The following is a 23,655-nucleotide window of genomic DNA, read 5'->3' as shown; positions in this document are numbered from 1 at the left end:
CACAGTTACCACAAACTAAAACAGTGAGGCTTGCTCCTTAGTGCTTTCTGCCTGCGAATCACTGAATCTGACCGTTGCTTTTGTCCGGGCGCTGCGATACCGACCCAATATCGATTTGTCGGAGTCCACAACCGTATAAACTCTTTTTTTATAAAATATTACTTTATCAACAATACTGTCTGGCGGCCTGGAGTCGACATCGATTTTATTAAGCCCGGTGAACAGTGTTGCGTACTTTCTTCTCCACTGTGATTCCTGCTCAAGCAGGGCACTCTCGTCCATAGGCACTTTTTCTTCAGAGAAATACAGCCTGCTGTAGTTGTCGGCCAACAGGCCCAGCCTGTTGTTGATCAGGTTTTCATACACAAAGTGTTTGGTGTGCCAGAATTGGTCCAGCACGCTGTACCTGCTTTCATCATCATTCAGAAATGAGGCTGTTGCTACCGAGAACGGGTCGAGGTCATGACTGCGCCGGCTCAGGTAGCCATAGGTTCTGATGATGCCGTCAATGGTATCTATATTGATGGGGCTGCTGAAGAGATCTCCCCCAACACCGGGAGTGGCCCTGCCATTGACCAGTTCTAGCAGAAAACCCGGATCGGCCGACTGTTTAAGCGTCTCCCCCAGTACTTTGCTGAAATCGACCTCACCGCGCATGATCGCTTCGCTGAGTTCATGGTGGCCAAACCCGAACTTCTCCTGAACATAGGGTTCAACACTATGGGACAACGGGATATGGCCGACGTCGTGAAGAAGGCCGGCAATGACAAGATGGCGTTTCAGATCATTGTCGTAGCCACGATGCGTGGCTACGAAATTGGCAAGCGCTGCTACATGCAGGGAGTGTACTGCACGCGAACGAGGGCCTTTTTTTTCTTTATTGGTTGTTGCCACGTAGTCCAGTGCGCCTAGAAACGACACCTGATGCAAGCGCTGAAAAGGCCTGGATTTCAGGACAGCACCAATCACCTCATCCTGTTCAAGATCATTGATCCAGTACTGGATGCATTGCTGGTCTGCCTTGACATCAGGAATCATGATTCCCTCTCTTTCCATAATTGAGGCTGTCATATGCACAGTATGGCACCTTGCTCTTGTAATTTCAGAGATTTACAACTGACCGGAGTCACGTCGGAGAGTACGGCAAACGCTCAAAGTCCTCGGCATAGATGCGGTTGATCTTGCCGATGGTTTCATCGTTCAGAAACTGCTTTTTGGGCGGAAACGCCTGGTGTTCATTCTTCAAGCCGACCAGTTCCAGGTTGGTCCGGTTGACTACATTGATGTCCGCCGGGAAGCTGGCTGCGTATTGATTGCTTTGTGACTTGCTGGTAAGCGGACCGAAGTCTGCATCACCGAACAGGTGTCTGTTGGCTTCAAAGTCTTCCAGCAGATGTTCGAGCCGGATCATGGCATCAATGTTCTGGCCATCAATGATATAGGTCTGTCGCCGCCAGTGCCGATTGTGAGCTTCTTCTGGTGCGTCTAGCAGGTGATCCAGGAACTGGTTGAATGAGATGGCACCACCGGAGCCATAGTGCTCGATGATTTCACGCACCCAGGGCTTGTTCTTGTCGTCACCACAGAACTTGTCGATAAAACCGCTGACCACCCGGTCATAGGGGTTGCGACACACCAGCACCTGCCTGAACCCCTGGTGCTGGTGGCGCGCCATGAAGGGCGCCGAGAACTGATTGCGATAGATCTTGGTCAGGCTGCGGATGCCCAGGTTGTTGTCGTAACGGGTTGCTCTGTCTTCCAGTGCCATCTTGGTCATGAACTGCAGGGCGAACTTTATTCCGAAGTACCGGGTCAGCCAGGGCAGATTGAACTCGTTGCCCATGACACCGACATTCCTGAAGAACCAGTACTTGATGGTGGTACCACCGCATTTGGAGTTGATGAACAGGAGGTAGCGGTTCACCGGGTCCACAAATGGCAGTGGGTCCAGTTGATTGATTGTTGGCCTGTTGTCGTTGATCATCAGATGGCGCTGCAGATTTTCTTGATGCTGGCTTCGATGTCGGATTTGGATGTGTCTATGGTGACCTCTGGTGCTTCCGGCACTTCGTAGGGGTCGCTGATGCCGGTGAAGTTCTTGATGATGCCGGCACGGGCCTTCTTGTAGAGGCCTTTGGGGTCACGCTCTTCACACACGGCCAGGGGTGTTTCCAGATACACCTCTACAAACTCACCGTGGTTGAACGTGGATCGCACCATCTGCCGGTCTCGCTTGTAGGGCGAGATGAAGGCACAGACTACTATAAGCCCAGCATCGACCATGAGCTTGGCCACTTCGCCGACGCGGCGGATGTTCTCGGCGCGGTCGTTTTCTGTCATGCCCAGGTCCTTGTTCAGGCCGTGGCGTACGTTGTCGCCATCGAGCAGGAAGGTGTGCCTGCCCTGCTCGTTGAGATAGACATCCAGTGCGTTGGCAATGGTGCTCTTGCCTGAGCCGGAGAGGCCGGTGAGCCAGATGCATTTGGGGGTTTGCCCCAGGGCTTTGGCTCGGTCGGCCGGGGTGACCTCGGTGTTGTGCCAGGTGATTTCAGGAGAAGTCATAGTTTTGAGTCGAAAGTAAAAAGTTGTGAGTTGTGAGTCGAAAGTTGAAAGTTGAAAGTAGGAAGTTGTGAGTAATTAGTAGACGGTCGACAGTAAAAGCGGGCCAGGAGGCAAGGACGCCTTCACTGTCTTCTGTCGACAGTCCTCGGTCTACTAGCCAACATTCAGAAGTAGCCTTCCTGTTTTTTCTTTTCCATGCTGGCGGCCTGGTCGTGGTCGATGACCCGGCCCTGGCGCTCGCTGGTTTTGGTGAGCAGCATTTCCTGGATGATTTCCGGCAATGTGGTGGCTGTGCTTTCAACGGCACCGGTGAGCGGGTAGCAGCCCAGGGTGCGGAAACGGACGCTCTTCATCTGTGGCTGTTCTCCGGCTTCCATCGGCATGCGGTCATCGTCCACCATGATCCAGGTGCCGTCGCGCTGCACCACGGGGCGCTCCTTGGCGTAATACAGGGGCACGATGGGAATCTGTTCCAGATGGATGTACTGCCAGATGTCGAGTTCGGTCCAGTTGCTGAGCGGGAACACACGAATGCTCTCGCCCTTGTTGATGCGACCGTTGTAGAGCTTCCAGAGTTCCGGGCGCTGGTTTTTCGGGTCCCAGCGGTGGTTTTCATCGCGGAAGGAGTAGATGCGTTCCTTGGCGCGGCTTTTCTCTTCGTCTCGCCTGGCGCCACCAAAGGCGGCGTCGAACTGGTATTTGTTCAGGGCCTGCTTGAGCGACTGGGTTTTCATCACGTCGGTATGCACGGCGCTGCCATGCGTGAAGGGGCCAATGCCCTGGCGCACCCCTTCTTCGTTGATATGAACGATGAGTTCCATGCCCACTTCTTTTGCCATGCGGTTGCGGAACTCGATCATCTCGCGGAATTTCCAGGTAGTGTCCACATGCATCAGCGGGAATGGCGGTTTGCCGGGCAAGAACGCCTTGCGCGCGAGATGCAGCATGACGGCCGAGTCCTTGCCGATGCTGTAGAGCATGACCGGGTTGTCAAATTCCGCCGCCACTTCACGAATGATGTGGATGGATTCGGTTTCGAGTTGTTTCAGATGAGTTAAAGACATTGTAGTTTTAAATTCTGAGTTTGTTAGTTGACTGAGGACAGTCGACGGTCGACAGCAAAAGCGGGCTGGGCAGCCTTTACTGTCTTCTGTCGACTGTCCGCTGTCGACTCAAGTTCTAAACTGGTTTGCAGTTCCATTCCGGGAAGTGCTCGCGGATGTAGGCGTTGAGGGCGCGCTCGGCATCTGTGTATTCGCGGCCGGCGTGTTTGAGCTCGCCCTGCGCCTTGCCGCGCAGCAGGCCTGCACCCACTGTGATGTTGGTCAGGCGGTCGACCACGATCAGTGAGCCGGTCTCACGCAGCGTGGTGTAGGGGTCAAAAATGAGCGGCTCGTTGGTATTGAGTACGCCATGGCCGATTTCGTTCAGGCCCAGTTGCTCGGTCGGCTGCTGTTCCAGGGTGTTGACGTCGGTTTTGTAGTCCAGGTGCTCTACGCGCCCCGGAGTAACCAGAGGGCCACACTTGATCAGGTATTCCCGGCCCGGCTGCAGTGTCTCTTCGCTCATCCAGATAAAGTCGACTTCCGAGCGGCGGGCCAGTACCGGGTGGTCCCCACGGACCACCATGTTGCCGCGGGAAATATCCACCTCGTCTTCGGTGGTGATCAGCACCGCCTGGTTGGTATCTGCCTGCTCGGCTTCTTCTCCGGCCAGATAGAGGCTGGCGATGCGGGTCTTCTTGCCGCTGGGGAGTACTGTTATTTCGTCGCCCCGGCTTACGGAGCCGGCTTCCAGGGTGCCGGTAAAGCCGCGAAAATTGAGGTCGGGCCGCACGACTGACTGTATGGGCAGGCGCGTGAATGCGTTGGGGAAGTCGGCATCCACATCTACCCGTTCCAGCCATTCGGTCAGGGTAGGGCCTTCATACCAGCCCATTTTCGGGCTGCGGGTGACCACATTGTCGCCCTTGAGCGCCGACATGGGGATGAAGGCGCCAACCTGAACGCCCAGTTGGCGGGCGAACTCCGTGTAGTCGTCGAGAATCTCTTCAAACCGTTTCTGCCGGAACTCCACCAGGTCCATCTTGTTGATGGCGACCACTATGTGCTGAATGCCCAGCAGGGAGCAGATGAAGGTGTGGCGGCGGGTCTGGGTCTGCACGCCGTGGCGGGCATCAATCAGGATGACGGCGGCCTGGGCGGTTGATGCCCCTGTGGCCATGTTGCGTGTGTACTGCTCGTGCCCGGGGGTGTCCGCAATAATGAACTTGCGCTTGTCGGTGGAAAAGAACCGGTAGGCCACATCGATGGTGATGCCCTGCTCTCTCTCACTGGCCAGGCCGTCGACCAGCAGGGCCAGGTCCAGCTCGCCTTCGCCGGCCTTGCCCATGGTCTTGGAGTCTTTGGTGATGGAGGCCAGTTGATCTTCAAAGATCATTTTGGAGTCATGCAGCAGGCGGCCGATCAGCGTGGATTTGCCGTCGTCCACACTGCCGCAGGTAATGAAACGCAGCAGCCCCTTGTGCTCATGCTGGTGCAGGTAGGCTTCGATGTCGCTGTCGATCAGGTCGGATTGGTTCATATAAAAAGCTGTGAGTTGTGAGAGACAAGTTGTGAGTCGAAAGTGCGTTGATAGTCGACAGTGCACAGAAGACGGTCGACAGTAAGTATATGGTGCCGGTGCGTACTGAGGTGGCTTCGTTGTAGGCGGTGAGCCTTGCTCACGCATGCGTGGCCAAGGGCCACAGCCTACAGGGTTTCTGCGTGGCCAAGGGCCACAGCCTACAGGGCGAGAACCTACGCCGAGGCGATAAACCAGAGGTTCAGTACCGATTCTTTCTGGTTGTAGCGCAGCGGCTGGCCGGAATCGGCTTCGACCAGCCGGCCGCCGGCGCCCAATAGTACCGCGTGGGCGGCTGCGGTGTCCCATTCGCTGGTCAGGCCGAGGCGCGGGTACAGATCCGCTGAGCCGTCGGCGACCAGGCAGATTTTCAGGGAGCTGCCCATGCTTTTGATTTCCGGCGCTTCGTATTGCTCAACAAAGGCTTTGAACTCGTCGCTCTGGTGCGAGCGGCTGCCGACGATGCGCCAGCCTGATTTGCCGGCCGGGGGTGCGGCTACCCAAATCGGTTTTTCCGATTTATTTGGGGCGTCTGACGACGCCGTGCGTGGCCAAGGGCCACGGCCTACAAAAGCCTGACCGACTGCGGTGCCGCCGTGATAGGTGACCTCAAGGGCCGGGGCATGAACAACGCCCCAGACGGGTTCTCCCTGTTCGATCAGGGCAATGTTGACAGTGAATTCGCCGTTCTTCTTGATGAATTCCTTGGTGCCGTCCAGCGGGTCTACCAGCCAGTAGCGTTGCCACTGCTGACGTTCTGCCCAGGGAATGTCACTGCTTTCTTCAGAGAGTATGGGAATGTCGGGCGTCAGGGCCTGCAGTTGCTCCACAATCACTCTGTGGGCGGCCAGGTCGGCTTCTGTCAGGGGGCTGTTGTCAGCCTTGGTTTCGGTATCAAAGTCGCGGGCGTACACCGCCATAATGGCATCGCCAGCCTGGTGGGCAATGTTCAGTAGGGCGCTAACGGGGAGTTCTGTCATCGGAAAATTCTCGGCATCCAGTGGCACAGGTCTGTTTCACGGCGTTGTTACAGGCGGGACGCCAGGCCCCAGGTCAAAGCGATACCCCAGCCGTTCTATGTCATCAGCAAAATGGCGAGCAAACAATTGCTGCGCTTCTTCATCAAAGTATTGGCGGTAGTCGTCGCCCTTGCGCTTGCGGTTGGCATGAGGAATGTGGCTGATATCGATGCCCGTTCTGGCACTGACTTCTGACAACCCATTGGCCAGGTCTTCCAGGGGCACCACCTTGTGTACGACCCATTGCCCTTGTGCATCCAGCAGCTGGTCGCACAGTGGCAGTGTCAGGTGTCGGTAGTCATGGCCATCTGCCTTGGGACGCCGCGGGTTGAGGCCGGGTATCGGCGCCAGCAAACGATACCGGGTGTGCTGAAAGCGTCGGCGGCTGCCAATGCGCGCGTAGGACCAGCGCACGTTCAGCGGGGCCTGCGGCGCCAGCACGTTGTACAGAGGGCGCTGCTGCGGCAGGTTGCGCAGAACATCATGCAGACTGAGCCGGCGCGTGCTGGTCAGGTATTTCCAGCCGGATACAAAGCGGTCCCACGGGTTGCGCACTACGGTGAACCGGTAGTAGTCGCTCACTGGTGGCTGAGTGGGCGGCCAGTGTGGGTCCAGCACGCCATCATCAAAGTCCTTGCTGGCGTCGGCAAACAGGTGCTTGATGCTGGTCCCGGCAGACTTTCTGATATGAATGAAAATACATCGATGCCGATGGGAGAGCATTCAGACCCCGCCTTCTTCCCGGATGCTCTGGCGAACCCGACCGGCGAATTCAGCAAAGAACCCGGCCATCAAGCCCAGCATTCCGCCAAGTACTATGCCCAGGGCCAGAATCAATGAGGTATTGGGTCCGCTGCCACCGGTAGAGCCTACCGGAACGGCCAGTTGCCCTATGCGCCCGGGCTGCAGGCTGTCTCGGGTCTGCATCAGGTCCAGCATGCGGTCACCATAGCGGGCGGCCAACTCTGCAGAGGCTGATGTGTTGGCCGTGCTGAATTCGTTCAGGCTGGTTTCGATGCGTTCGATCTGCGTGCTCAGCAGGTCGCGTCGGTTATCCAGAGCTGTCTGCTGGCTTTCCTGCAGTCGGGTCAGCAGTTCCTGATGCAGTGTGGCGACCTCTGGTTGGGCTGAGTGGTCGGCCGATGATTCGATGCGGATCAACACGGAGTCTTTAGGCTGTTCAAAGCTGACACCAGCCGGGCGGCTTCTGCCTTCGTCCCGCAGGCTTTGCTGATGCAAGGGCCAGTGCTCATTCTCGAGGCGCTGCAGCACGTCACTGATGGCCTGCAGCGGCACGTATTCGCCTCCAGCGTTCTGGTACTGCGCCACTTCATAGAAGGTGACCATCTCGTGACGCACGGGCTCTGTGGGGGCTATGCGGGTATAGCCGAAGGCGGCCAGTATGATCAGGGCTGCGGTGCCCAGCACCCACCAGCGGCGTTTGATCAGGATCTTGGCCAGATCAACCAGGGAGATTTCGTCATCTGCGTAATGGGGGTATGGGTAATGCTCTGGGGGTTTGGGGGTCTGGTTGGTCATAGTTATTTAGTCGTGAGTTGGAAATTGTGAGTTGTGAGTCGAAAGTTGAAAGTTGAAAGTGTGTAACTTAGTCGACAGTGCACGGTAGACAGTCGACGGTTTTCTTATGAGAGGTCTTTTCTGAGCTCTTCGATTTCGCGCTGTATTTCGTCGTACTCTGCCAGCTTGCGTTTGAGAAAGCGGGCGGTGACGCGGCTTTTCTCTTCAATGCCCTGGGGTGTGAGCGTGTACAGGTACCGGGCCTTGTTGGGGCTGTTCCTGAAGTTGGTGGCTTTCACCAGGCCCTTGTCTATCAGCGCCTGCAGGCAGTAGTTGACCTTGCCGAGGCTGATGCCGAGTTCGCGGGCAATAGCACGCTGGCTGGCGGAGGGGTCAGCTTCGAGGGATTTCAGGATTCGGTAGCGGGTTTCGTCGGTTAGCACGGTCTGAGAGTTGAAAGTTGTGAGTCGACAGTGCACAGAGGACAGTCGACAGTTTTGCTGTTGGTCGACGGTGCACAGAGGACGGTCGACAGTGAAAGTACGACTTGCGTCGTTGGTCGAGTTCATGCGCGGCCAAGGGCCACAGTGTGAGAGTGTAGCTGCCTCAATCATCCAACATTGCTTTTACGGCAGTGGCCAGTTCTTCCAGGTTTTCCTTGATCACGCGCTTGACTGTTTCCGGGTCAATATCACCCAGATAATTGTGGACCAGTATGTTTCTGAAGCCGCTGATTTCACTCCAAGGGATTTGTGGATACTCGACTTTTCTGGCATCGGGCAACCTCTGGGTCGCTTCCGATAAAGTTTGCAGGTTTCTCACTGCGGCATCATAAAGGATGTCGTCGGTTGCGATATCACCCCTGTCCTCTATGCGCCTTATCTTGGTGATGCAATCAAGAATGTGCCGGGCATATGGCTTCCAGTCCTTGCTCACAATGGAACCGCCTCGCGAATCACATCCGCCCTGATGTGTTGGTTCAATTCGTGCTCTGGGATCAAGTCCACTTTTCGGCCAAACAGTTCTTCATAGGACCTGGCCAATCTCATTCTTTGACGGAACAGGTCATAACCTTTCGGCAGCTCTACCAGGATATCTATGTCGCTGTCTGCAGTCTCTTCTCTTCGGGCCACGGAACCAAAAATCCTGACATGGCTGGCGCCACATTGCTGCGCCAGTTTGTTAACGATGTCTTTTTTCTGGTTGATGTCATCCATCAACATGGTCATTCACCTTGATAAAACATTTGCGCCCTGACTGATTATAGCTCTGGGTGATGGCGCTCCAGCAGTGAAAAGGCGTTGTTGAATTGCTGGTAGCGTTGCTGCCAGCGGATATCGTGGTTGGTCATTTGAGTTGTTAGTCGAAAGTTGAAAGTTGTGTTGTTGGTCGAAAGTGCGTGTTAGTCGACAGTGCACGGATGACAGTCGACAGTACACGGAGGACGGTAATGGGAACAAGGCCAATCGGGCCTTGGGTTCCTCGCTACAATTCAATCGGGACTTGCGTCCCTCACTACAATAGAGGTTGGCAGTTCGGTCTGTTTCTCCGGGAATGCCTTGATGGTGTATGCCCTGATGCGGTTGTAGGTGTCAATAAACAGGCCGGTTGCAGTGCGTGCGTTCTGCAGGGCCTGAACCAGGTCTTCGGGCCTCTGCATGTATTCATGAACCAGTTGGTTGCGGACCTGGCGGATGGTGAGCCAATCTTCGGCACTTTTCAGAACACCCAGCTTTTCAGCTCGATTCAGGTTCTCCAGATGGCTGCCGGGCTCTTCTGCCAGAACAGTCAGCCAACGGGGTATCACTCGAGCCCCCAGTTGATCCTGCAGGCGGGCAAAACGGGATACGAACGCTTCCAGCACGACGGCTTCATCGGGCTGCTCGGTCAGCGCCTTGACCCAGTTGAGGTCTGGCGTGCGGTCAACGAACAGTTGCCGCCAGCTATAGCTCAGGTGCTCAATTTCCCGCTGGCTGACTTCCAGCGCCTGGATGAGTCTTGCCCAAGCGGCGGCGGTTTCGCTTTTGATGGTGTTGATCTGGGTTTGGGTGAGGCGCATGGGTTTAAATTGTGATTGCCTGTTGTAAAACAAGGAGGTCATCACGGTTCAAGGAGCTGTAAGCATCCGAGTTATGGATTTGCCATGCAGCCAGCTCCAAGCTTACACCGTACGCCCGACTCAAGCTGTATAGTGCATCCTTCAGGTTGCTGTTTTGCCTTAGAGTTTTACTGGCCGAAGCTCTGGGCAGCAGAAACTCGGCCGCAAAGGCTCGTGCCCGTTGCTCCAGTTTTTCTGGTGTACGTCCATTCAAGACCTCTGCAACAGGCAACGCTGAATGCCGATCCAGAACAAGATGGCAGATTTCATGAGCCAAGGTTGAGCGTACACGATGCTCATTAGCGGCCGCTTTGCTTGCTCTATAGTTCAATACAACAGCAGGTCCATGGTTCTCTCCCCACAAGGCGACAGCTTCAAAACTACTGTCTGGGAAGGCCTTCTTCTTTATTTGAACCTGCCATTGCCTAAGCAACTGCTCCGGTTCTACCCGGTCTTCCAGGTCAAGGTTCAAGCAGTCGCGCAACTTGCGAGCGGCCAAGTACCCTTGATCATGAGGGCGCCCCTCTTCTTTGAATTCGGACAGTATTTCAGTTGCAATGGAATCGAGCTCTTCAGTGGTGCAACCAGGTATTTCTTTCAGCAGTTCAAGCAGCTCTTTTTGCAGATTGAAAGGCATTGTGTCCTTGGACATTCTCGCTGCGGCAAGAATGACGCTATCTCGTGTCGGGTGTTCTGCGTCGTGCTCCCAGAACGCTGGGCCCTTATCTGCTTCGATGAGAGATAATTCATCAGGTCTGAGACCTGACAACAACTCAATGGCACGGTGTGATAATTTTTCCTGCCGGTCATCCCAGTGCTTGAGCGCCATCAAGGCCCTTGGATGCTTTGACTCAGCAAGCAAGCCTTTCAGCCCCTCTCCTATTGAGTTCAGGTCATCCACCACGCTGTCAAAGGACATCATCAGTTCCTTGTGGCGCGAGGGAATGTTGATCAAAAAACGTTCGCCCTGCCGAAGCAGGAAGACGCTAGGCAGAAAGATCCCCTTCATGGCCGAAGCGAAGTCATGGCGATGCAGAAAGCGATGAATTTGTTCCTCTTCGTCCCTGACTATCTCTGATGACAGGGTCGCCCACCGTTTCTCAGCTTCCTGGCGCAGGCTGGCCGGACTCGTTGCCTTAAGGGGCAATGGAAAGTCCTGTTCCAACAGTAGCCAAGGCCAAGCTCTACCCAGAAATTCGAACAGATCCAGCCAGGTCCACTCAATCGGCTCCTCGTCTTCAAGCGCCCATACCACTTCGCCACCAATGATCAGGCGGCCTTTCGCCCAAAGCAATCCTTCAGCGTCCTGCGCAGCCTTGTAGTTGAGAGTAAGCTGAATGCCAGTATTTGAACCTAGCTGTACTTTCTTATCCATTTCTCGAACTCTTGGAGGTAACCTTCCTGATCAGCCTTGTCTCTGAGCGCATCTTCCACCTTTTTTGGCAACCCCTGCCTTCCAGGAAGATCACCACGCCAGGGGTATGCGTGCCACGAGATTCCGGGTCGGGTGGGCACGGCCTCGTACACAGTACCTTGGTAGACGCAGTATATCCGGTCCGGCTGTTCCGGCTCGTCTTCGAACGCGGAATAGGGAACACCATTGTTCAGTATCACCGTCGCCAGTTGCTCATCAATTGACTTGGGGCACTTACCGACAGGTCCTTTCCTTGACGGCTGGAAGCCAGGAACATCCTTGTTCCAGCGGTGCTTTTTCCTGCCGTCACCGCGCTCATACGTCCAATCCATAGGTTTCTTTTTCTACTCGATGCTGACACTGCCTAGTGTTACCCAACCCGTCTGGCCTGCGCAATTGCCTTCCAGAACAGTCACCTCAACAAACTCCAGATAACGATCCATCTCGGAACTGCCGGTTAGAGCAATGGGAGTGCCTTGAAACACCCGACACGGCTGATATTCACTTGTCAGTCGCGGTTCCGGTAGAACCATGGGATTCCCTCCGCCCGGATTCCTGAGCCGGTAGATCTTGTTCGGTTCGGGGTAAACGGTAACACTCTGGTCAATGGAAATGGTCCCTGTGTTTGATCCGATACCTATGTTGTCATCCCCAATGTTTATAACTTGAGTGTCGCCCAGAAGCGCGATTGAAAGCAGTGAAATCGATACACCGCCTACCAAGCTCAGCATCCGATGTCTGCGTTTTTTGAACAACCCCTTCTTCATGTCCTTTCTCCCGTTTCAATGAACTCACCCTGCATAAGCGCACGGCAGAGAGGACATTAACCTCGACGTTAAACGGTGTGAAGGGGTTGCACAGACTGTGCGGTTTAAAACTGGACTGCAACAGCCTAGTCTTTCCCGTACAGATCCCTCGTATACACCTTCTCGCGGACGTCCTGGATGTCGTCGGTGAGGCGGTTGGCGAGGATGATGTCGCTGATCTGTTTGAATTCGTTCAGGTCCTTGATGACCCGTGAGTTGTAGAAGGTGTCTTCTTCCAGTACGGGTTCGTAGACGACGACTTCGATGCCCTTTGCCTTGATGCGTTTCATGACGCCCTGCATGGCGGAGGCGCGGAAGTTGTCGGAGCCAGTTTTCATGATCAGCCGGTGTACGCCGACCACCTTGGGGTTGCGGCGGATGATGGCGTCGGCGACGAAGTCCTTGCGGGTGGTGTTGGCCTCCACAATGGCCTTGATCAGGTTGTTGGGCACTTCGTCGTAGTTGGCCAGCAGCTGTTTGGTGTCTTTCGGCAGGCAGTAGCCGCCATAGCCGAAGGACGGGTTGTTGTAGTGGTTGCCGATGCGCGGGTCGAGGCTGACGCCTTCGATGATCTGCTGGGTGCTGAGGCCGTGGGTTTCGGCGTAGGTGTCCAGCTCGTTGAAGTAGGCGACGCGCATGGCCAGGTAGGTGTTGGAGAACAGCTTGATCGCTTCGGCTTCGGTGCTGTCGGTAAACAGTACTGCGGTATCCTTCTTGATGGCGCCCTGCTGCAGCAGGCCGGCAAAGGCTTCGGCACGGGGTGAGCGTTCACCCACTATGATGCGCGAGGGGTACAGGTTGTCGTACAGGGCCTTGCCTTCGCGCAGGAACTCCGGGGAGAACAGGATATTGTCGTTGCCCAGCTCTGCTCTGATGTCGCTGGTGTAGCCGACCGGCACCGTGGACTTGATGATCATGACCGCATCCGGGTTGATGGCGGTGACATCGCGGATTACGGATTCAACGGTGCTGGTGTTGAAGTAGTTGGTGTCCGGGTCGTAGTCCGTGGGAGTGGCGATGATGACGAAGTCGGCACCCTGATAGGCCTCTTCCCGGTTGGTGGTGGCCCGGAAGTTGAGCTCACGGTTGGTCAGGAAGTCTTCGATCTCCGCATCAACAATGGGGCTGTGCCGGTTGTTGAGCTGGTTGACCTTGTCTTCGATGATATCGAGCGCCACCACTTCATTGTGTTGGGCCAACAGCATGGCGTTGGAAAGACCTACGTAGCCGGTGCCGGCGACGGCGATTTTCATGTTGGGTCCTTGAGATGAGTATTAGTCGACAGTAGACGGTCGACAGTACACAGCGGGTAGTCGATCGTTGTGAGTCGAAAGTTATAAGTCGAAAGTTGGTGGTCGACGGTGCACAGTAGACAGTTGTGGGCCTTGTTCACACGTGCGGTACTTGTAGGCGGTGAGCTTGCTCACGCATGCGTGGCCAAGGGCCACAGCCTACAGGGGTTCGTGCGTGGCCAAGGGCCACAGCCTACAGGGATTTGTGCTCCGGACACGCTACCGCCCGGCCGGGTGAAGTGGCTTGCCAATATGTTCAGTTGTTGAACATGGATATTAGTAGATGGTTTGCGGGCCTTCAACCCGTTTTTTCGAGGTTATGTTGTTGTTTTGTAGGATGCGGCGCTCGCTACAAATCAGTTGCTCTGTCAGACCTGATAATAGTCGCGATACCAGGCCACAAAGTTGGCTACGCCCTCTTTCACCGGGGTGTCGGGCTTGTAGTTGACGGCCTGTTCCAGGGCGGTGCTGTCGGCGAAGGTGTCGGGTACGTCACCGGGTTGCAGGGGCAGCAGGTCCCTGTCGGCTTTCATGCCGAGGGCGTCTTCGATGGCTTCGATGTAGGCGCTGAGCTTGACCGGGTTGTTGTTGCCGATATTGAAGATGCGATACGGCGCGTTGCTGGTGGCCGGGTCGGGGTGGTTGCTGTCCCACTCGGGGTTGGGCTGGGCGACCTGGTCGCTGGCCTTGATCACGCCGGCAACGATGTCGGCGACGTAGGTGAAATCCCGAGTGTGGTTGCCGTGGTTGAACACCGGAATCGGCTTGCCTTCCAGAATGTTCTTTGTGAACTTGAACAGAGCCATGTCGGGCCGGCCCCAGGGGCCATATACAGTGAAAAAGCGCAGGCCGGTGGTTGGCAGCCGGTACAGATGACTGTAGCTGTGCGCCATCATTTCGTTGGCTTTCTTGGTGGCGGCGTAGAACTGCAGCGGGTGGTCCACGCCGGCGTGCTCGCTGAACGGCATGGTGGTGTTGGCGCCGTAGACGCTGCTGGTGCTGGCGTAGGTCAGGTGCGGTGTTTCGGCGTGGCGGCAGGCTTCGAGCAGGTTGGTGAAGGCCACCAGGTTGCTTTCCACATAGCTGTGCGGGTTTTCCAGCGAGTAGCGCACGCCGGCCTGGGCGGCCAGGTGAATGACACGCTCGATGTTGTGGTCTCTGAAGCAGGCTTCCACTGCGCTCAGGTCTGCCAGGTTGGCCCGAATGAAGTGGTACTCGGTGCCAGTGGCACGGGCGGTTTCTTCCAGCAGCTTGAGCCGGGCTTCCTTGATGCTGGTGTCGTAGTAGTCATTGACGTTGTCAAAGCCGACCACGGCGTCACCGCGTTCCAGCAGGGTTTTGGCAGTGTGAAAGCCGATGAAGCCAGCGGTGCCGGTAACGAGGTGTTTCATATTCGGAGGTCCACAGTGGGTAGTAGACTGTCGACGGTAGACAGTCGACAGTTGGATCAGGTTCGATTTGGGAGCCAATTGTAGGTCGAATGCCGGGTGGCCGCAATGTGGGGCACGTGCCGATTGAATTGTAGCGAGGCACGCAAGTGCCGATTGAATTGTAGCGAGGCACGCAAGTGCCGATTGAATTGTAGCGAGGCACGCAAGTGCCGATGTCGTATACAGGGACGGCTGCCGCCGTCCATCGGGACTTGCGTCCCTCGCTACAGGTGTGTGTTGTGGTTTGTTTATCGGGACTTGCGTCCCTCGCTACAGGTGTGTGTTGTGGTTCGTGTGTCGGGACTTGCGTCCCTCGCTACACATTCTGCGTTACATGTTGCGGCGGAGGAGCCAGGCGCCGACGCCGAGGGCCATGAGGACGGGGAACAGGGTGGCGAGGGCGGGTGTGAGGCCGATAAAGAGCCCGGCGGGGCCGAAGAACTGCTGGGCGATCTGCAGGACCAGGGCCAGGGCAACGCCCATGGCGATACGCATACCGATGGAGATGGACCGGGTGGAACCGAACACGAAGGCGATGCCGATCAGGCTGATGGCGAGCGTGAGCAGCGGCGCGCTGAGGCGGCTCCAGAATTCGAGCGCCACCACAGGGTCGGCGACGGCGCGTTCCTGCAGGAACACCAGTCGCTCGTAGAGTTGCGGCAGGGTCAGCACCCGCATGCGGGTGCCGAGGTTATAGATGATCTCCGGCGACAGCGGTGCTGCTATGGTGCGCGTGTCTTCGCTGTAACGCCGGAAGCTGACGTTTTCCCGGTCGGTGCCGGCCCATTCGGTGACCACCACATCAGTCAACTGCCATGCTTCTTCCTGCAGGGCCACTTCGGCAGCAGACAGGGTGTAGTCCACGTTGCCCTGATCATTCAGGGTAACAATGTAGACGTTGCGGGCATCCTGTGCGGTGATGAACTGGCCCACACTGACCATCTGGTTGCCGCTCTGATACCAGTCGCCAAAGTCCGGCCCGGCGTCACGGCCGATAAAATCAGCCCGGTAGAGGTTGGCTTCCAGCCGCAGTTGGGGGGCTATGACCTCCCCCATCACGAACAGCAGGCCGATGGCAAACACGGCCGGGGTCATGATGGTGGCCAGCAGACGCGAGGCCGGCAGACCGGTGGCGCGGATGGCGGTCAGTTCGCTGGTGGCCGCCAGGCCGCCCACGCTGACCAGGGTGCCCACCATGACGATAAAGGCGAAGAAGTAGCGATAGATCTCGCTGGGCAGCTCCATCAGCGTGAAGACCATCACGTGGTAGCTGGTGAAGGTCTCGCTGCCACGCCGGGAGAGTTCATCTGCATAGCCGAGCAGGCCCAGCAGGCTGCCGAACAGCAGGAAGACAATCAGAATGCTCTTGAGCGTTCGAAAGAAGATATAGCGGCTGAGGATGTTCATGACTCACCTCCCCCGCTGCGGGCCGGCCGGAGGCGCCCGACAGCCTGCCACCACAGGATGCTCAGGCGGGCTTTCCAGTCGAGCCGGAACAGCATGGCCGCGCCGATGGCCAGCAGGTGCAGCCACCAGTAGTTGGCCCACAGCGGGAAGGCTTCGTTGCGCACATTGATGTTCACCGTGCGCATCAGATACATGTAGACCACATAGAGGATCACGGCCGGCAGTACGGCGGCATTCTTGCCGGAACGCGGGGTATAGCGAGTGAGCGTGACAGCCCAGAAGGCGAACACGATGGCGGTGAAGGGGTACATCAGGCGTTGCTGGGCTTCTGTTTTGTCACGCATGTTGCTGGAGGCCCAGAGTTCATCCAGCGCCTGGCCATCGCGCCCTACACTGCCCGAGGGTTGAGGCACATCCAGCCGAATGTGCAGGCTCTCGAACAGTGACTTTTCCAGTTCATCGTCAGCGGGCCGTTCGCGCAGCAGTTCGCCATCAACAAGCACCAGGTACTGGGCGCCATCCTGCCTTGTGACACGGGCCCGGTCTGCCGTAGCCATGCGCTGCTCATCGTCTTCTATATAGGCCAGAAACACACCCAGCAGATCGCCGGAGTCGCTGTCACTGCCGCGCGCATAGAGGGTGCTGCCATCCGGGCCTACCGGGGCGAACTCACCGGGCTGGACCAGTTCGGCCGCTGGCCGGGCGGACAAGGTCTGCTCCAGCCCTGAGACCTGGCGCGCCGCCCAGGGCACCAGAACCAGCGAGAAAAACAACAGCAGCAGAGTGACCAGAGCAGCAACACCCAGCACCAGGCGCAGTATGCGGTTGTCGGAATAGCCGACGGCCTGCAGGACAACCCTCTCGCTGGAGGCGGAGAGCTGTCCGAGCGCCATTACTGCTGACAGGAAAAACGCCCCGGGCATGAGTTCCTGCAGCACGGCAGGCACTTCCAGCAGTATCAGCGCCGCCACGGCCAGCCCGGGCAGTGTACCGCCGAGCGCCCGCGTCAGCACCTCGCCAAACACCTCTGCCAGCATCAGCACGGTAATCAGCAGGCTGATAAACAGGAAGGGCACGGCGATCAGCCGCAGGATGTAGCGTTGGATGATCACGCTGAACCTGGATTCCTGGTTGGTGAAAACATGCGGGGATAATAACAGAAAAAAACCCGCCGCATGTTGCCATGGGCGGGTTTTCGGATGTCTGGCTCCCCGAGCTGGACTCGAACCAGCGACCAATAGATTAACAGTCTACTGCTCTACCAACTGAGCTATCGGGGAAAGTGCGCGTATCCTAGCGGCGCCTTCAAATCGTGTCAACACGTCGATGCAAGTTTGGTCTGTAGGCTGTGAGCCTTGCTCACGCATTCGATCCAAGGCACCCGTGCGTGGCCAAGGGCCACAGCCTACAGGTTTTTCTGCGTGGCCGAGGGCCACAGCCTACAACAAATGAGGCTTTTCTAGTCGTAGAGGGCCGCTTCCATACCCTGCAGCCAGACCATCGAGTAGCAGGCGCAGTCACCGCCGACAAATGACAGCGGGATGGGCAGGAACGCCAGCATCGGCAACGCAAGCCGACGCAGGGTCTGTTCATAGCGGCCGCGAATGCGTTCGGCAAAGTACTGTTTGCGCCGTTCGTTCAGGCGCCGGTTCATGGCCAGCACAGGGATGAGTGTGGAGTCGCCCATGCCGTCGATCAGTGCGAAACGGGTGGGTTCATCGCTGTCGGCGCCGGTCAGCACCAGGTTTTTCATGTTCATGTCGCCGATAACCACGGGTGACGACTGCACGTGGTCGAGAAATTCTTCCAGCGGGTCGACCAGATCCGGAGTGAACTGGTCGGTCTTGATCAGTTGCTTGAGGGTGGGCGCCAACTCCCCGTTTTCTGACCGCAAGCCCTGCACGGCCATGCCATAGCCCATATCGGTTCTGACCAGGCCGTTGAATTCGGGCAAATGCAGGTTGATGGGGTCATCATCACGCTGGCGGGCATCGACAAACTGGCGGACTTCGCGCATGAAGCGGGCAAATTTGTAGCGCCGTTTCAACAGCTTGCCCGGCGACTGCAGGAAGTCGGCAGGGGTTGCCGCAACGGGCCAATACAGCTTGAGCACCTTCACCAACTGGGAAGGATCGTCCGGATGTTCAAACACCAGCCGCGAAGAACCCTGTGCAATGGGTTCCTGATCTCGCAGTTGTACGCTACCGACCACGGCCAGTGTCATCAGGACAGCCCTGTCATATAAGTTTCATGTCCTTGTATTCTACGCTTCATATTTTTGTAATCCTAGACAAGTTGTGAGCCTCCGTTGTGGGCTGTGAGCTTGCTCACGCATCGAGCCGGGGCGCCTGCGGCGCCATGCGTGGCCGAGGGCCACAGCCTACAAGTGTGGCGGCGTCTGTAGGCTGTGAGCTTGCTCACGCATTCGAGGCGAGGCACCTGTGCGTGGCCAAGGGCCACAGCCTACAGATTTTTCTGCGTGGCCGAGGGCCACAGCCTACAGGGGTTCGTGCATAACCAAGACATGAAGCGGGGGTATGCTTGCCTGATGCGAACCGGGGGCAGTATCCTTGCGCTCTGATCTGAATGGCAGAGAATCGATGAGTACAACCCAGGCGGACTTTGACCAGAGTGCTTTCAACTGGACCGTGCGCGGCCGGGTGGTCACGGATGTGGCGCGCGACCCGGCGCAATTGGAGGCCTTTGCGGCTGCCTTCAGCGAGGCGGTGGGCAAGACGGTGTACCCGGCCAGCCTGCGGGTGAAAACGGTAGATATCCTGAAGTTTCGGCCCAAGTGGGTGGTCGAGGTCGGTATTCAGCGCCGTATTGTGGTGCCTGCCCTGCTCTACCGGGAACCGGTTTTCATTACGCACCGCTACCCCATGCGGCCCCCGCTGACCCAGAACCTGCATGTTTTTGCCGGCACCGACCTGGTGGAAGAACATGAACTGGAGGAAGGCTCACCGGTGCGCCTGCAGATAGACCGCAGCTATATGGGACGAGCCCATATCATTGACTGGGCCCGCTCACTGTCGAATGTACTGGACAGCGGCATGGGCAATACGGGCATCCGGTAGTCGCACAGACCATGTTCATTCCTGTCATCATGGCTGGCGGCATGGGCAGGCGGCTCTGGCCTCTGTCGAAGCCGCAGCGACCCAAGCAGTTTCTGTCGCTCGTGAGCCGCAATACCCTGCTGCAAGACACTCTCCTTCGCCTGCAGGGCCTGCAACATCACCCCCCTCTGCTGACCTGCAACCAGCAGCATCGTGCGCTGGCGGAGAAGCAGTTGCAGGAGATCGGAATCAACGACGCTACCTTGCTGGTGGAGCCCGCAGGTCACAATACTGCCCCCGCCGTCGCATTGGCGGCACTATATGCTCAGCACGCTCTGCCAAGTGACCCGGACCCGGTGCTGCTGGCCTTGCCGTCGGACCATCTAGTGGCGGACAAGGCAGCCTTTCAGGCGACCGTTAGGTTGGCTTTGCCGCTGGCGGAATCGGGGCTGCTGGTCACCTTCGGCGTGCAGCCTGAAGAACCTCATACCGGGTACGGTTATATCCAGCGCGGCAAAGCATTGGGGTCGACAGATGCCTTTCAGGTCGAACAGTTCATGGAAAAGCCGGATGCCGACACTGCGGCAGTCTTTGTGGCAGCCGGAAATTATTTATGGAATAGCGGAATGTTCATGTTCAGGACTTCAGCATTCCTGAGCGAAATGCAGGCTTTCGAGCCCGCTATCTTGGCCGCCTGCAAGGCGGCACTGGACAACGGCCGGAATGACTCGGGTGCAGTCTGCCCTGAGGCACGAGCTTTCTCCCACTGCCCTGCGGCAGCTATTGATACCGCAGTAATGGAACACACGGAGATCGCAGCTGTAGTGCCGCTGGAAGCCGGCTGGCAGGATGTAGGCTCATGGTCTGCTTTGCGGCGATTGCGCAGGTAGCGAATCGCAACGAAAGGGTCAGGAATCCTGCTGCTTCTGGTAGGCATTGATGGCTTTGGCATCGCCCTGCTGCTTGCGCAGAACGGCGATAATTTCCTTCTGCGATGCATTGAGGCTGTCGAGGAAGCGCTGGTCTTCCTGCTGCAGTTGTTCCACTGCATCGCGCAGCCAGTTGAGGTCTTGCGTCGACAGCGCTGACAGGCGGGACTCGCTGAGCAGGTCTTCCAGGATCTGCTGGCGCTCTTCCCAGATCTGCGGCACCCGGTCGGGCTCGCTGACGATCTTTTCCTGCATGGCGGCGGTCAGGGCCTGGATGCGGTCAAACTGGTTTTCGAGAGCCATGGGTACCCCCATCAGCGGCGACTGACGATGTCGGCAGGCAGTTCAACCTGCTGGGTGCGGTTCAGCAGGTCCAGCAGCAGTACCACCCGCTGTTCGCCGTGCGTACATTTGACGATGGCTTCCAGTTCCCGAAAACAGCCTTCGTTGATGGTGACCCGCTCGCCGGCACGAAACAGCGGTTCCGGTTCCAGCCCGGCCAGTTCGGCGCATTTTTTCTGCAGGCCTATCACGATGTGGTCCGGCACTGGCGTCGGTTTGCCATCAAACCCCACCACCTTGGTGACACCGCGGGTGTAACGAATGGTGGCCCAGTTGGTCTGCGGGGAAGCCTGAATGAACACATAGTGGGGGAACAGAGGTTCCTTGTTCCAGTAGACCTGCCGGGCCCGGCGGCGCTGGACGCTGTGCTGGGGCAGGTAGGTGTCTATCGCCTGACGTTCGAGATTGTCCTGAGCGCGAAAGCATTCCCGGGGTTTGCATTGCAGCAGATACCAGCGCAATTGCTGGCTGGCCGGGTCAGTCTCGGTGACGTCAGTGTCATTGTTTCGTTCCCTGATTGTCATGACTTTACTGCTCTTGGGACGCGATATGGTTTTTCGAGTGTACCGCCGGGCGGGAGCGTGCTTCAAGCCCCATGGGGCATCAGGCACCGTAGCGAGGGACGCGAGTCCCGATAAACAACCCCGTAGCGAGGGACGCGAGTCGCGATAAACAACCCCGTAGCGAGGGACGCGAGTCCCGAATGTAGCGAGCGACGCGAGTCGCGAATGTAGCGAGCGACGCGAGTCGCGAATGTAGCGAGCGACGCGAGTCGCGATGGGCGGCAACGCCGTCCCTTGTTGGGGGCCGGTCGGCCCCTGTCGGGACTTGCGTCCCTCGCTACAAATATGGTGCCTGGGTTTATCGGGACTTGCGTCCCTCGCTACAAAATATGGGGACTTGCATCCCTCGCTACGAGGTGCCGTTCTGGCCGCGGTGGCGCAGCAGGTGGTCCATGAGCACCAGGGCCATCATGGCTTCGGCGATGGGGGTGGCCCGTATGCCGACACAGGGGTCGTGGCGGCCCTTGGTCTCTACCGTGACGGCGTCGCCCTGGCGGTTGATGCTGCGCCCGGGGATGCGCAGGCTGGAGGTCGGTTTCAGGGCCAGATGGGCGATGATGTCCTGCCCGGTGGAAATGCCGCCCAGGATGCCGCCGGCATGGTTGGACAGAAAACCCTCCGGGGTCATCTCGTCGCGATGCTCGGTGCCTTTCTGTGCGACCACGGCAAAGCCATCGCCTATTTCGACGCCCTTGACGGCATTGATGCTCATCAGGGCGTGGGCCAGTTCGGCATCCAGGCGGTCGAAGATGGGCTCGCCGAGGCCGACCGGTACGCCACTGGCGATCACGGAGACCCTGGCACCGACGGAGTTGCCTTCCTTGATCAGCGCCTGCATGTAGGCTTCGAGTTCGGGCACCTTGTCCGGGTCGGCGGAGAAGAAGGGGTTCTCGTTGACAGCGGAGAGGTCCTTCATGGGCAGTTCGATATCGCCCAACTGGGACAGGTAGCCCCTGATCTCCACGCCCAGATGTTCGCGCAGGTACTTCTTGGCGATGCCGCCGGCGGCGACCCGCATGGCGGTTTCGCGGGCGGAGGAGCGGCCACCGCCGCGATAGTCCCGAAAGCCGTACTTCCGGTCATAGACATAGTCGGCATGGGCGGGGCGGTAGAGGTCCTTGATGTTGCTGTAGTCCTTGGAGCGCTGGTCGGTGTTCTCGATCAGCAGGCCGATCGGGGTGCCGGTGGTCTTGCCTTCGAAAACGCCGGACAGAATGCGCACCTGGTCGCCTTCGCGGCGCTGGGTGGTGTAGCGCGACTGGCCGGGTTTGCGACGGTCCAGGTCGCCTTGCAGATCGGCTTCGGAAAGCGCCAGCCCGGGCGGGCAGCCGTCCACGACGGCGCCCAGAGCCGGGCCGTGGCTTTCGCCGAATGAGGTCAGGGTAAACAGAGTGCCGAAGGTGTTGCCGGACATGCGCGCCAGTTCCTGCAGTGGATCAATGTGGACGGTGGAGTTTACCTGAATTGGCGGTATATCTGTAGCGAGGCACGCAAGTGCCGATAAACCCTGTAGTGAGGGACGCAAGTCCCGATAAACCCTGTAGTGAGGGACGCAAGTCCCGATAAACCCTGTAGTGAGGGACGCAAGTCCCGACAGGGGCCGCTGGGCCCTCCAAAAAGGCGGTATTGCCGCCCATCGCGACTCGCGTCGCTCGCTACAATCGGGACTCGCGTCCCTCGCTACAACCCCCTTGCTGCAATCGGGACTCGCGTCCCTCGCTACAACCCCCTCGCTACAATCCCCTTGCTACAATCGGGACTCGCGTCCCTCGCTACAACCCCCTTGCTGCAATCGGGACTCGCGTCCCTCGCTACAATCGGGACTTGCGTCCCCCTCGCTACAATCCCCTTGCTACAATCGGGACTCGCGTCCCTCGCTACAACCCCCTTGCTGCAATCGGGACTTGCGTCCCTCGCTACAGGTGGCACGCCCACAAAAAAAGCCGATGGGATTGCCATCGGCTTTTTCGGAATCTGGCGGAGAGAGAGGGATTCGAACCCTCGATGAGATTTCTCCCATACACACTTTCCAGGCGTGCGCCTTCAGCCACTCGGCCACCTCTCCTGCGCTGGTTCCGGCGGCGGCGCTGAGGCTGCCGCCAGAACGCGGCGAACTTTACTGGATGCGTGACCAGATTGCAATGTTTTCCTGATAAAACAGAGGGTTACCGTGCTGTAATGGTGTAGGACTCGACGATGTAACCGTCGCCGTCAATCACGTCGACGCTCCATTCGCCGCGCTGATCGTCGCCGATAGTCCGGCGCGACCAGGTGCGCCAGCGTGGGCCGCCGACATCAAAGCTGACTTCGGATACGGTGCTGCCTTCAAAGTTCCAGCGGTGCCGGACGGTCTGGCCTTCGAAGTCGCGCAGGTCGGTGAACAGATAGACTTCATTCATGCCTTCGGGGATGGCATTCAGGGTGAGCAGGGGCTCACGGTCTTCAATGCCGACAGTGAAGATAGCCCGAGCCACTTCACCGCTGGAATGTTCCGGAACGTCCATCGCAGAACCATGATCATCACCCTGGACCATGGCAATCGGCAGCAGCAGACTGGCGACAAGTGCGAGCAGCAGTTTTTTCATCGATTTGACTCC

Annotated in this window: 25 protein-coding genes, 2 tRNA genes and 1 pseudogene; 2 read left to right on the top strand and 26 right to left on the bottom strand. The window is 57.8% G+C overall.

Features of this window, described 5'->3' with window-relative positions; genetic code table 11:
- Nucleotides 1–15: 15 nt before the first annotated feature.
- The 21 genes and pseudogenes from E4656_RS02150 to E4656_RS02050 form a co-directional block, all read right to left on the bottom strand.
- Nucleotides 16–1,038: an HD domain-containing protein gene (locus E4656_RS02150; protein WP_167855892.1), complete on the bottom strand. Its 1,023-nt coding sequence runs from the start codon at nt 1,036–1,038 to the stop codon at nt 16–18.
- A gap of 88 nt (nt 1,039–1,126) precedes the next feature.
- Entirely contained in the window at nt 1,127–1,984 is an 858-nt protein-coding gene (locus tag E4656_RS02145) for a sulfotransferase family 2 domain-containing protein (protein ID WP_135480757.1), read from the bottom strand.
- Nucleotides 1,984–2,562 carry an adenylyl-sulfate kinase gene (cysC, locus tag E4656_RS02140; protein WP_135480755.1) on the bottom strand — a complete coding sequence of 193 codons (579 nt, stop codon included), beginning with the start codon at nt 2,560–2,562 and terminating at the stop codon, nt 1,984–1,986. The genes E4656_RS02145 and cysC overlap by 1 nt, the downstream gene beginning before the upstream one ends.
- Before the next feature lie 164 nt (nt 2,563–2,726).
- Nucleotides 2,727–3,638, bottom strand: a pseudogene (cysD, locus tag E4656_RS02135) (sulfate adenylyltransferase subunit CysD); the annotation flags it as partial.
- Between the two features lie 103 nt (nt 3,639–3,741).
- Entirely contained in the window at nt 3,742–5,145 is a 1,404-nt protein-coding gene (cysN, locus tag E4656_RS02130) for a sulfate adenylyltransferase subunit CysN (protein ID WP_135480751.1), read from the bottom strand.
- 215 nt (nt 5,146–5,360) lie between these two features.
- Nucleotides 5,361–6,164, bottom strand: coding sequence for a 3'(2'),5'-bisphosphate nucleotidase CysQ (cysQ, locus tag E4656_RS02125; protein ID WP_135480749.1), 804 nt, complete (start codon nt 6,162–6,164; stop codon nt 5,361–5,363).
- 36 nt (nt 6,165–6,200) lie between these two features.
- Entirely contained in the window at nt 6,201–6,926 is a 726-nt protein-coding gene (locus E4656_RS02120; protein ID WP_135480747.1) for a sulfotransferase family 2 domain-containing protein, read from the bottom strand.
- Complete coding sequence (locus E4656_RS02115; protein WP_135480746.1) at nt 6,927–7,742, bottom strand: Wzz/FepE/Etk N-terminal domain-containing protein; 816 nt, start codon at nt 7,740–7,742, stop codon at nt 6,927–6,929.
- Between the two features lie 104 nt (nt 7,743–7,846).
- The gene (locus tag E4656_RS02110) at nt 7,847–8,164 is read right to left on the bottom strand and encodes a MarR family EPS-associated transcriptional regulator (protein ID WP_135480744.1); all 318 of its coding nucleotides are present in this window, start codon (nt 8,162–8,164) and stop codon (nt 7,847–7,849) included.
- Nucleotides 8,165–8,327: 163 nt separating this feature from the next.
- The gene (locus tag E4656_RS02105; protein ID WP_135480742.1) at nt 8,328–8,657 is read right to left on the bottom strand and encodes a HepT-like ribonuclease domain-containing protein; all 330 of its coding nucleotides are present in this window, start codon (nt 8,655–8,657) and stop codon (nt 8,328–8,330) included.
- Nucleotides 8,654–8,944 (bottom strand): nucleotidyltransferase family protein, encoded by a 291-nt coding sequence (locus tag E4656_RS02100; protein WP_135480741.1) that lies wholly within the window; start codon nt 8,942–8,944, stop codon nt 8,654–8,656. Before E4656_RS02100 ends, E4656_RS02105 begins: the two co-directional genes overlap by 4 nt.
- Nucleotides 8,945–9,213: 269 nt before the next feature.
- Entirely contained in the window at nt 9,214–9,780 is a 567-nt protein-coding gene (locus tag E4656_RS02095) for a hypothetical protein (RefSeq protein ID WP_135480739.1), read from the bottom strand.
- Nucleotides 9,781–9,784: 4 nt separating this feature from the next.
- A complete protein-coding gene (locus E4656_RS02090; protein ID WP_135480737.1) occupies nt 9,785–11,194 on the bottom strand; it encodes an ImmA/IrrE family metallo-endopeptidase in 1,410 nt (469 codons plus the stop codon).
- Nucleotides 11,173–11,565, bottom strand: coding sequence for a hypothetical protein (locus E4656_RS02085; protein ID WP_135480735.1), 393 nt, complete (start codon nt 11,563–11,565; stop codon nt 11,173–11,175). Before E4656_RS02085 ends, E4656_RS02090 begins: the two co-directional genes overlap by 22 nt.
- Before the next feature lie 12 nt (nt 11,566–11,577).
- Nucleotides 11,578–12,000 (bottom strand): hypothetical protein, encoded by a 423-nt coding sequence (locus E4656_RS02080; protein ID WP_135480733.1) that lies wholly within the window; start codon nt 11,998–12,000, stop codon nt 11,578–11,580.
- A 125-nt stretch (nt 12,001–12,125) separates the two neighbouring features.
- Nucleotides 12,126–13,292 carry a nucleotide sugar dehydrogenase gene (locus E4656_RS02075; RefSeq protein ID WP_135480732.1) on the bottom strand — a complete coding sequence of 389 codons (1,167 nt, stop codon included), beginning with the start codon at nt 13,290–13,292 and terminating at the stop codon, nt 12,126–12,128.
- 407 nt (nt 13,293–13,699) lie between these two features.
- Nucleotides 13,700–14,722, bottom strand: a complete 1,023-nt coding sequence (locus E4656_RS02070; RefSeq protein ID WP_135480730.1) for an NAD-dependent epimerase — start codon at nt 14,720–14,722, stop codon at nt 13,700–13,702.
- 369 nt (nt 14,723–15,091) lie between these two features.
- A complete protein-coding gene (lptG, locus tag E4656_RS02065) occupies nt 15,092–16,168 on the bottom strand; it encodes an LPS export ABC transporter permease LptG (RefSeq protein ID WP_135480728.1) in 1,077 nt (358 codons plus the stop codon).
- The gene (lptF, locus tag E4656_RS02060; protein ID WP_167855891.1) at nt 16,165–17,280 is read right to left on the bottom strand and encodes an LPS export ABC transporter permease LptF; all 1,116 of its coding nucleotides are present in this window, start codon (nt 17,278–17,280) and stop codon (nt 16,165–16,167) included. The genes lptG and lptF overlap by 4 nt, the downstream gene beginning before the upstream one ends.
- 92 nt (nt 17,281–17,372) lie before the next feature.
- A tRNA-Asn gene (locus tag E4656_RS02055) sits at nt 17,373–17,448 on the bottom strand.
- A gap of 179 nt (nt 17,449–17,627) precedes the next feature.
- Nucleotides 17,628–18,392 (bottom strand): YrbL family protein, encoded by a 765-nt coding sequence (locus E4656_RS02050; RefSeq protein WP_135480724.1) that lies wholly within the window; start codon nt 18,390–18,392, stop codon nt 17,628–17,630.
- 376 nt (nt 18,393–18,768) lie between these two features.
- Between E4656_RS02050 and E4656_RS02045 the strand changes: the two genes are divergently transcribed.
- Nucleotides 18,769–19,245: a hypothetical protein gene (locus tag E4656_RS02045; RefSeq protein ID WP_135480722.1), complete on the top strand. Its 477-nt coding sequence runs from the start codon at nt 18,769–18,771 to the stop codon at nt 19,243–19,245.
- Nucleotides 19,246–19,256: 11 nt separating this feature from the next.
- On the top strand, nt 19,257–20,114 hold the full coding sequence (locus E4656_RS02040; protein ID WP_135480720.1) for a mannose-1-phosphate guanylyltransferase: 858 nt from the start codon (nt 19,257–19,259) through the stop codon (nt 20,112–20,114).
- A gap of 18 nt (nt 20,115–20,132) precedes the next feature.
- Here the strand turns inward: E4656_RS02040 and E4656_RS02035 are convergent, their stop codons facing one another.
- From E4656_RS02035 to E4656_RS02015, 5 genes are all read right to left on the bottom strand, one after another.
- Complete coding sequence (locus E4656_RS02035) at nt 20,133–20,456, bottom strand: hypothetical protein (RefSeq protein ID WP_135480718.1); 324 nt, start codon at nt 20,454–20,456, stop codon at nt 20,133–20,135.
- Between the two features lie 11 nt (nt 20,457–20,467).
- The gene (rfaH, locus tag E4656_RS02030; RefSeq protein WP_135480716.1) at nt 20,468–21,019 is read right to left on the bottom strand and encodes a transcription/translation regulatory transformer protein RfaH; all 552 of its coding nucleotides are present in this window, start codon (nt 21,017–21,019) and stop codon (nt 20,468–20,470) included.
- Nucleotides 21,020–21,407: 388 nt separating this feature from the next.
- Nucleotides 21,408–22,472 (bottom strand): chorismate synthase, encoded by a 1,065-nt coding sequence (aroC, locus tag E4656_RS02025; protein ID WP_135480714.1) that lies wholly within the window; start codon nt 22,470–22,472, stop codon nt 21,408–21,410.
- A gap of 561 nt (nt 22,473–23,033) precedes the next feature.
- Nucleotides 23,034–23,123 (bottom strand) — tRNA-Ser (locus E4656_RS02020).
- A gap of 100 nt (nt 23,124–23,223) precedes the next feature.
- On the bottom strand, nt 23,224–23,643 hold the full coding sequence (locus E4656_RS02015) for a DUF2914 domain-containing protein (RefSeq protein WP_135480713.1): 420 nt from the start codon (nt 23,641–23,643) through the stop codon (nt 23,224–23,226).
- Nucleotides 23,644–23,655: the final 12 nt, after the last annotated feature.

The sequence above is a fragment of the Natronospirillum operosum genome (assembly GCF_004768465.1).
Taxonomy (GTDB): domain Bacteria; phylum Pseudomonadota; class Gammaproteobacteria; order Pseudomonadales; family Natronospirillaceae; genus Natronospirillum; species Natronospirillum operosum.
Note: the sequence above shows the minus strand (reverse complement) of the source record. Positions and strands in the feature narration are given on the sequence as shown.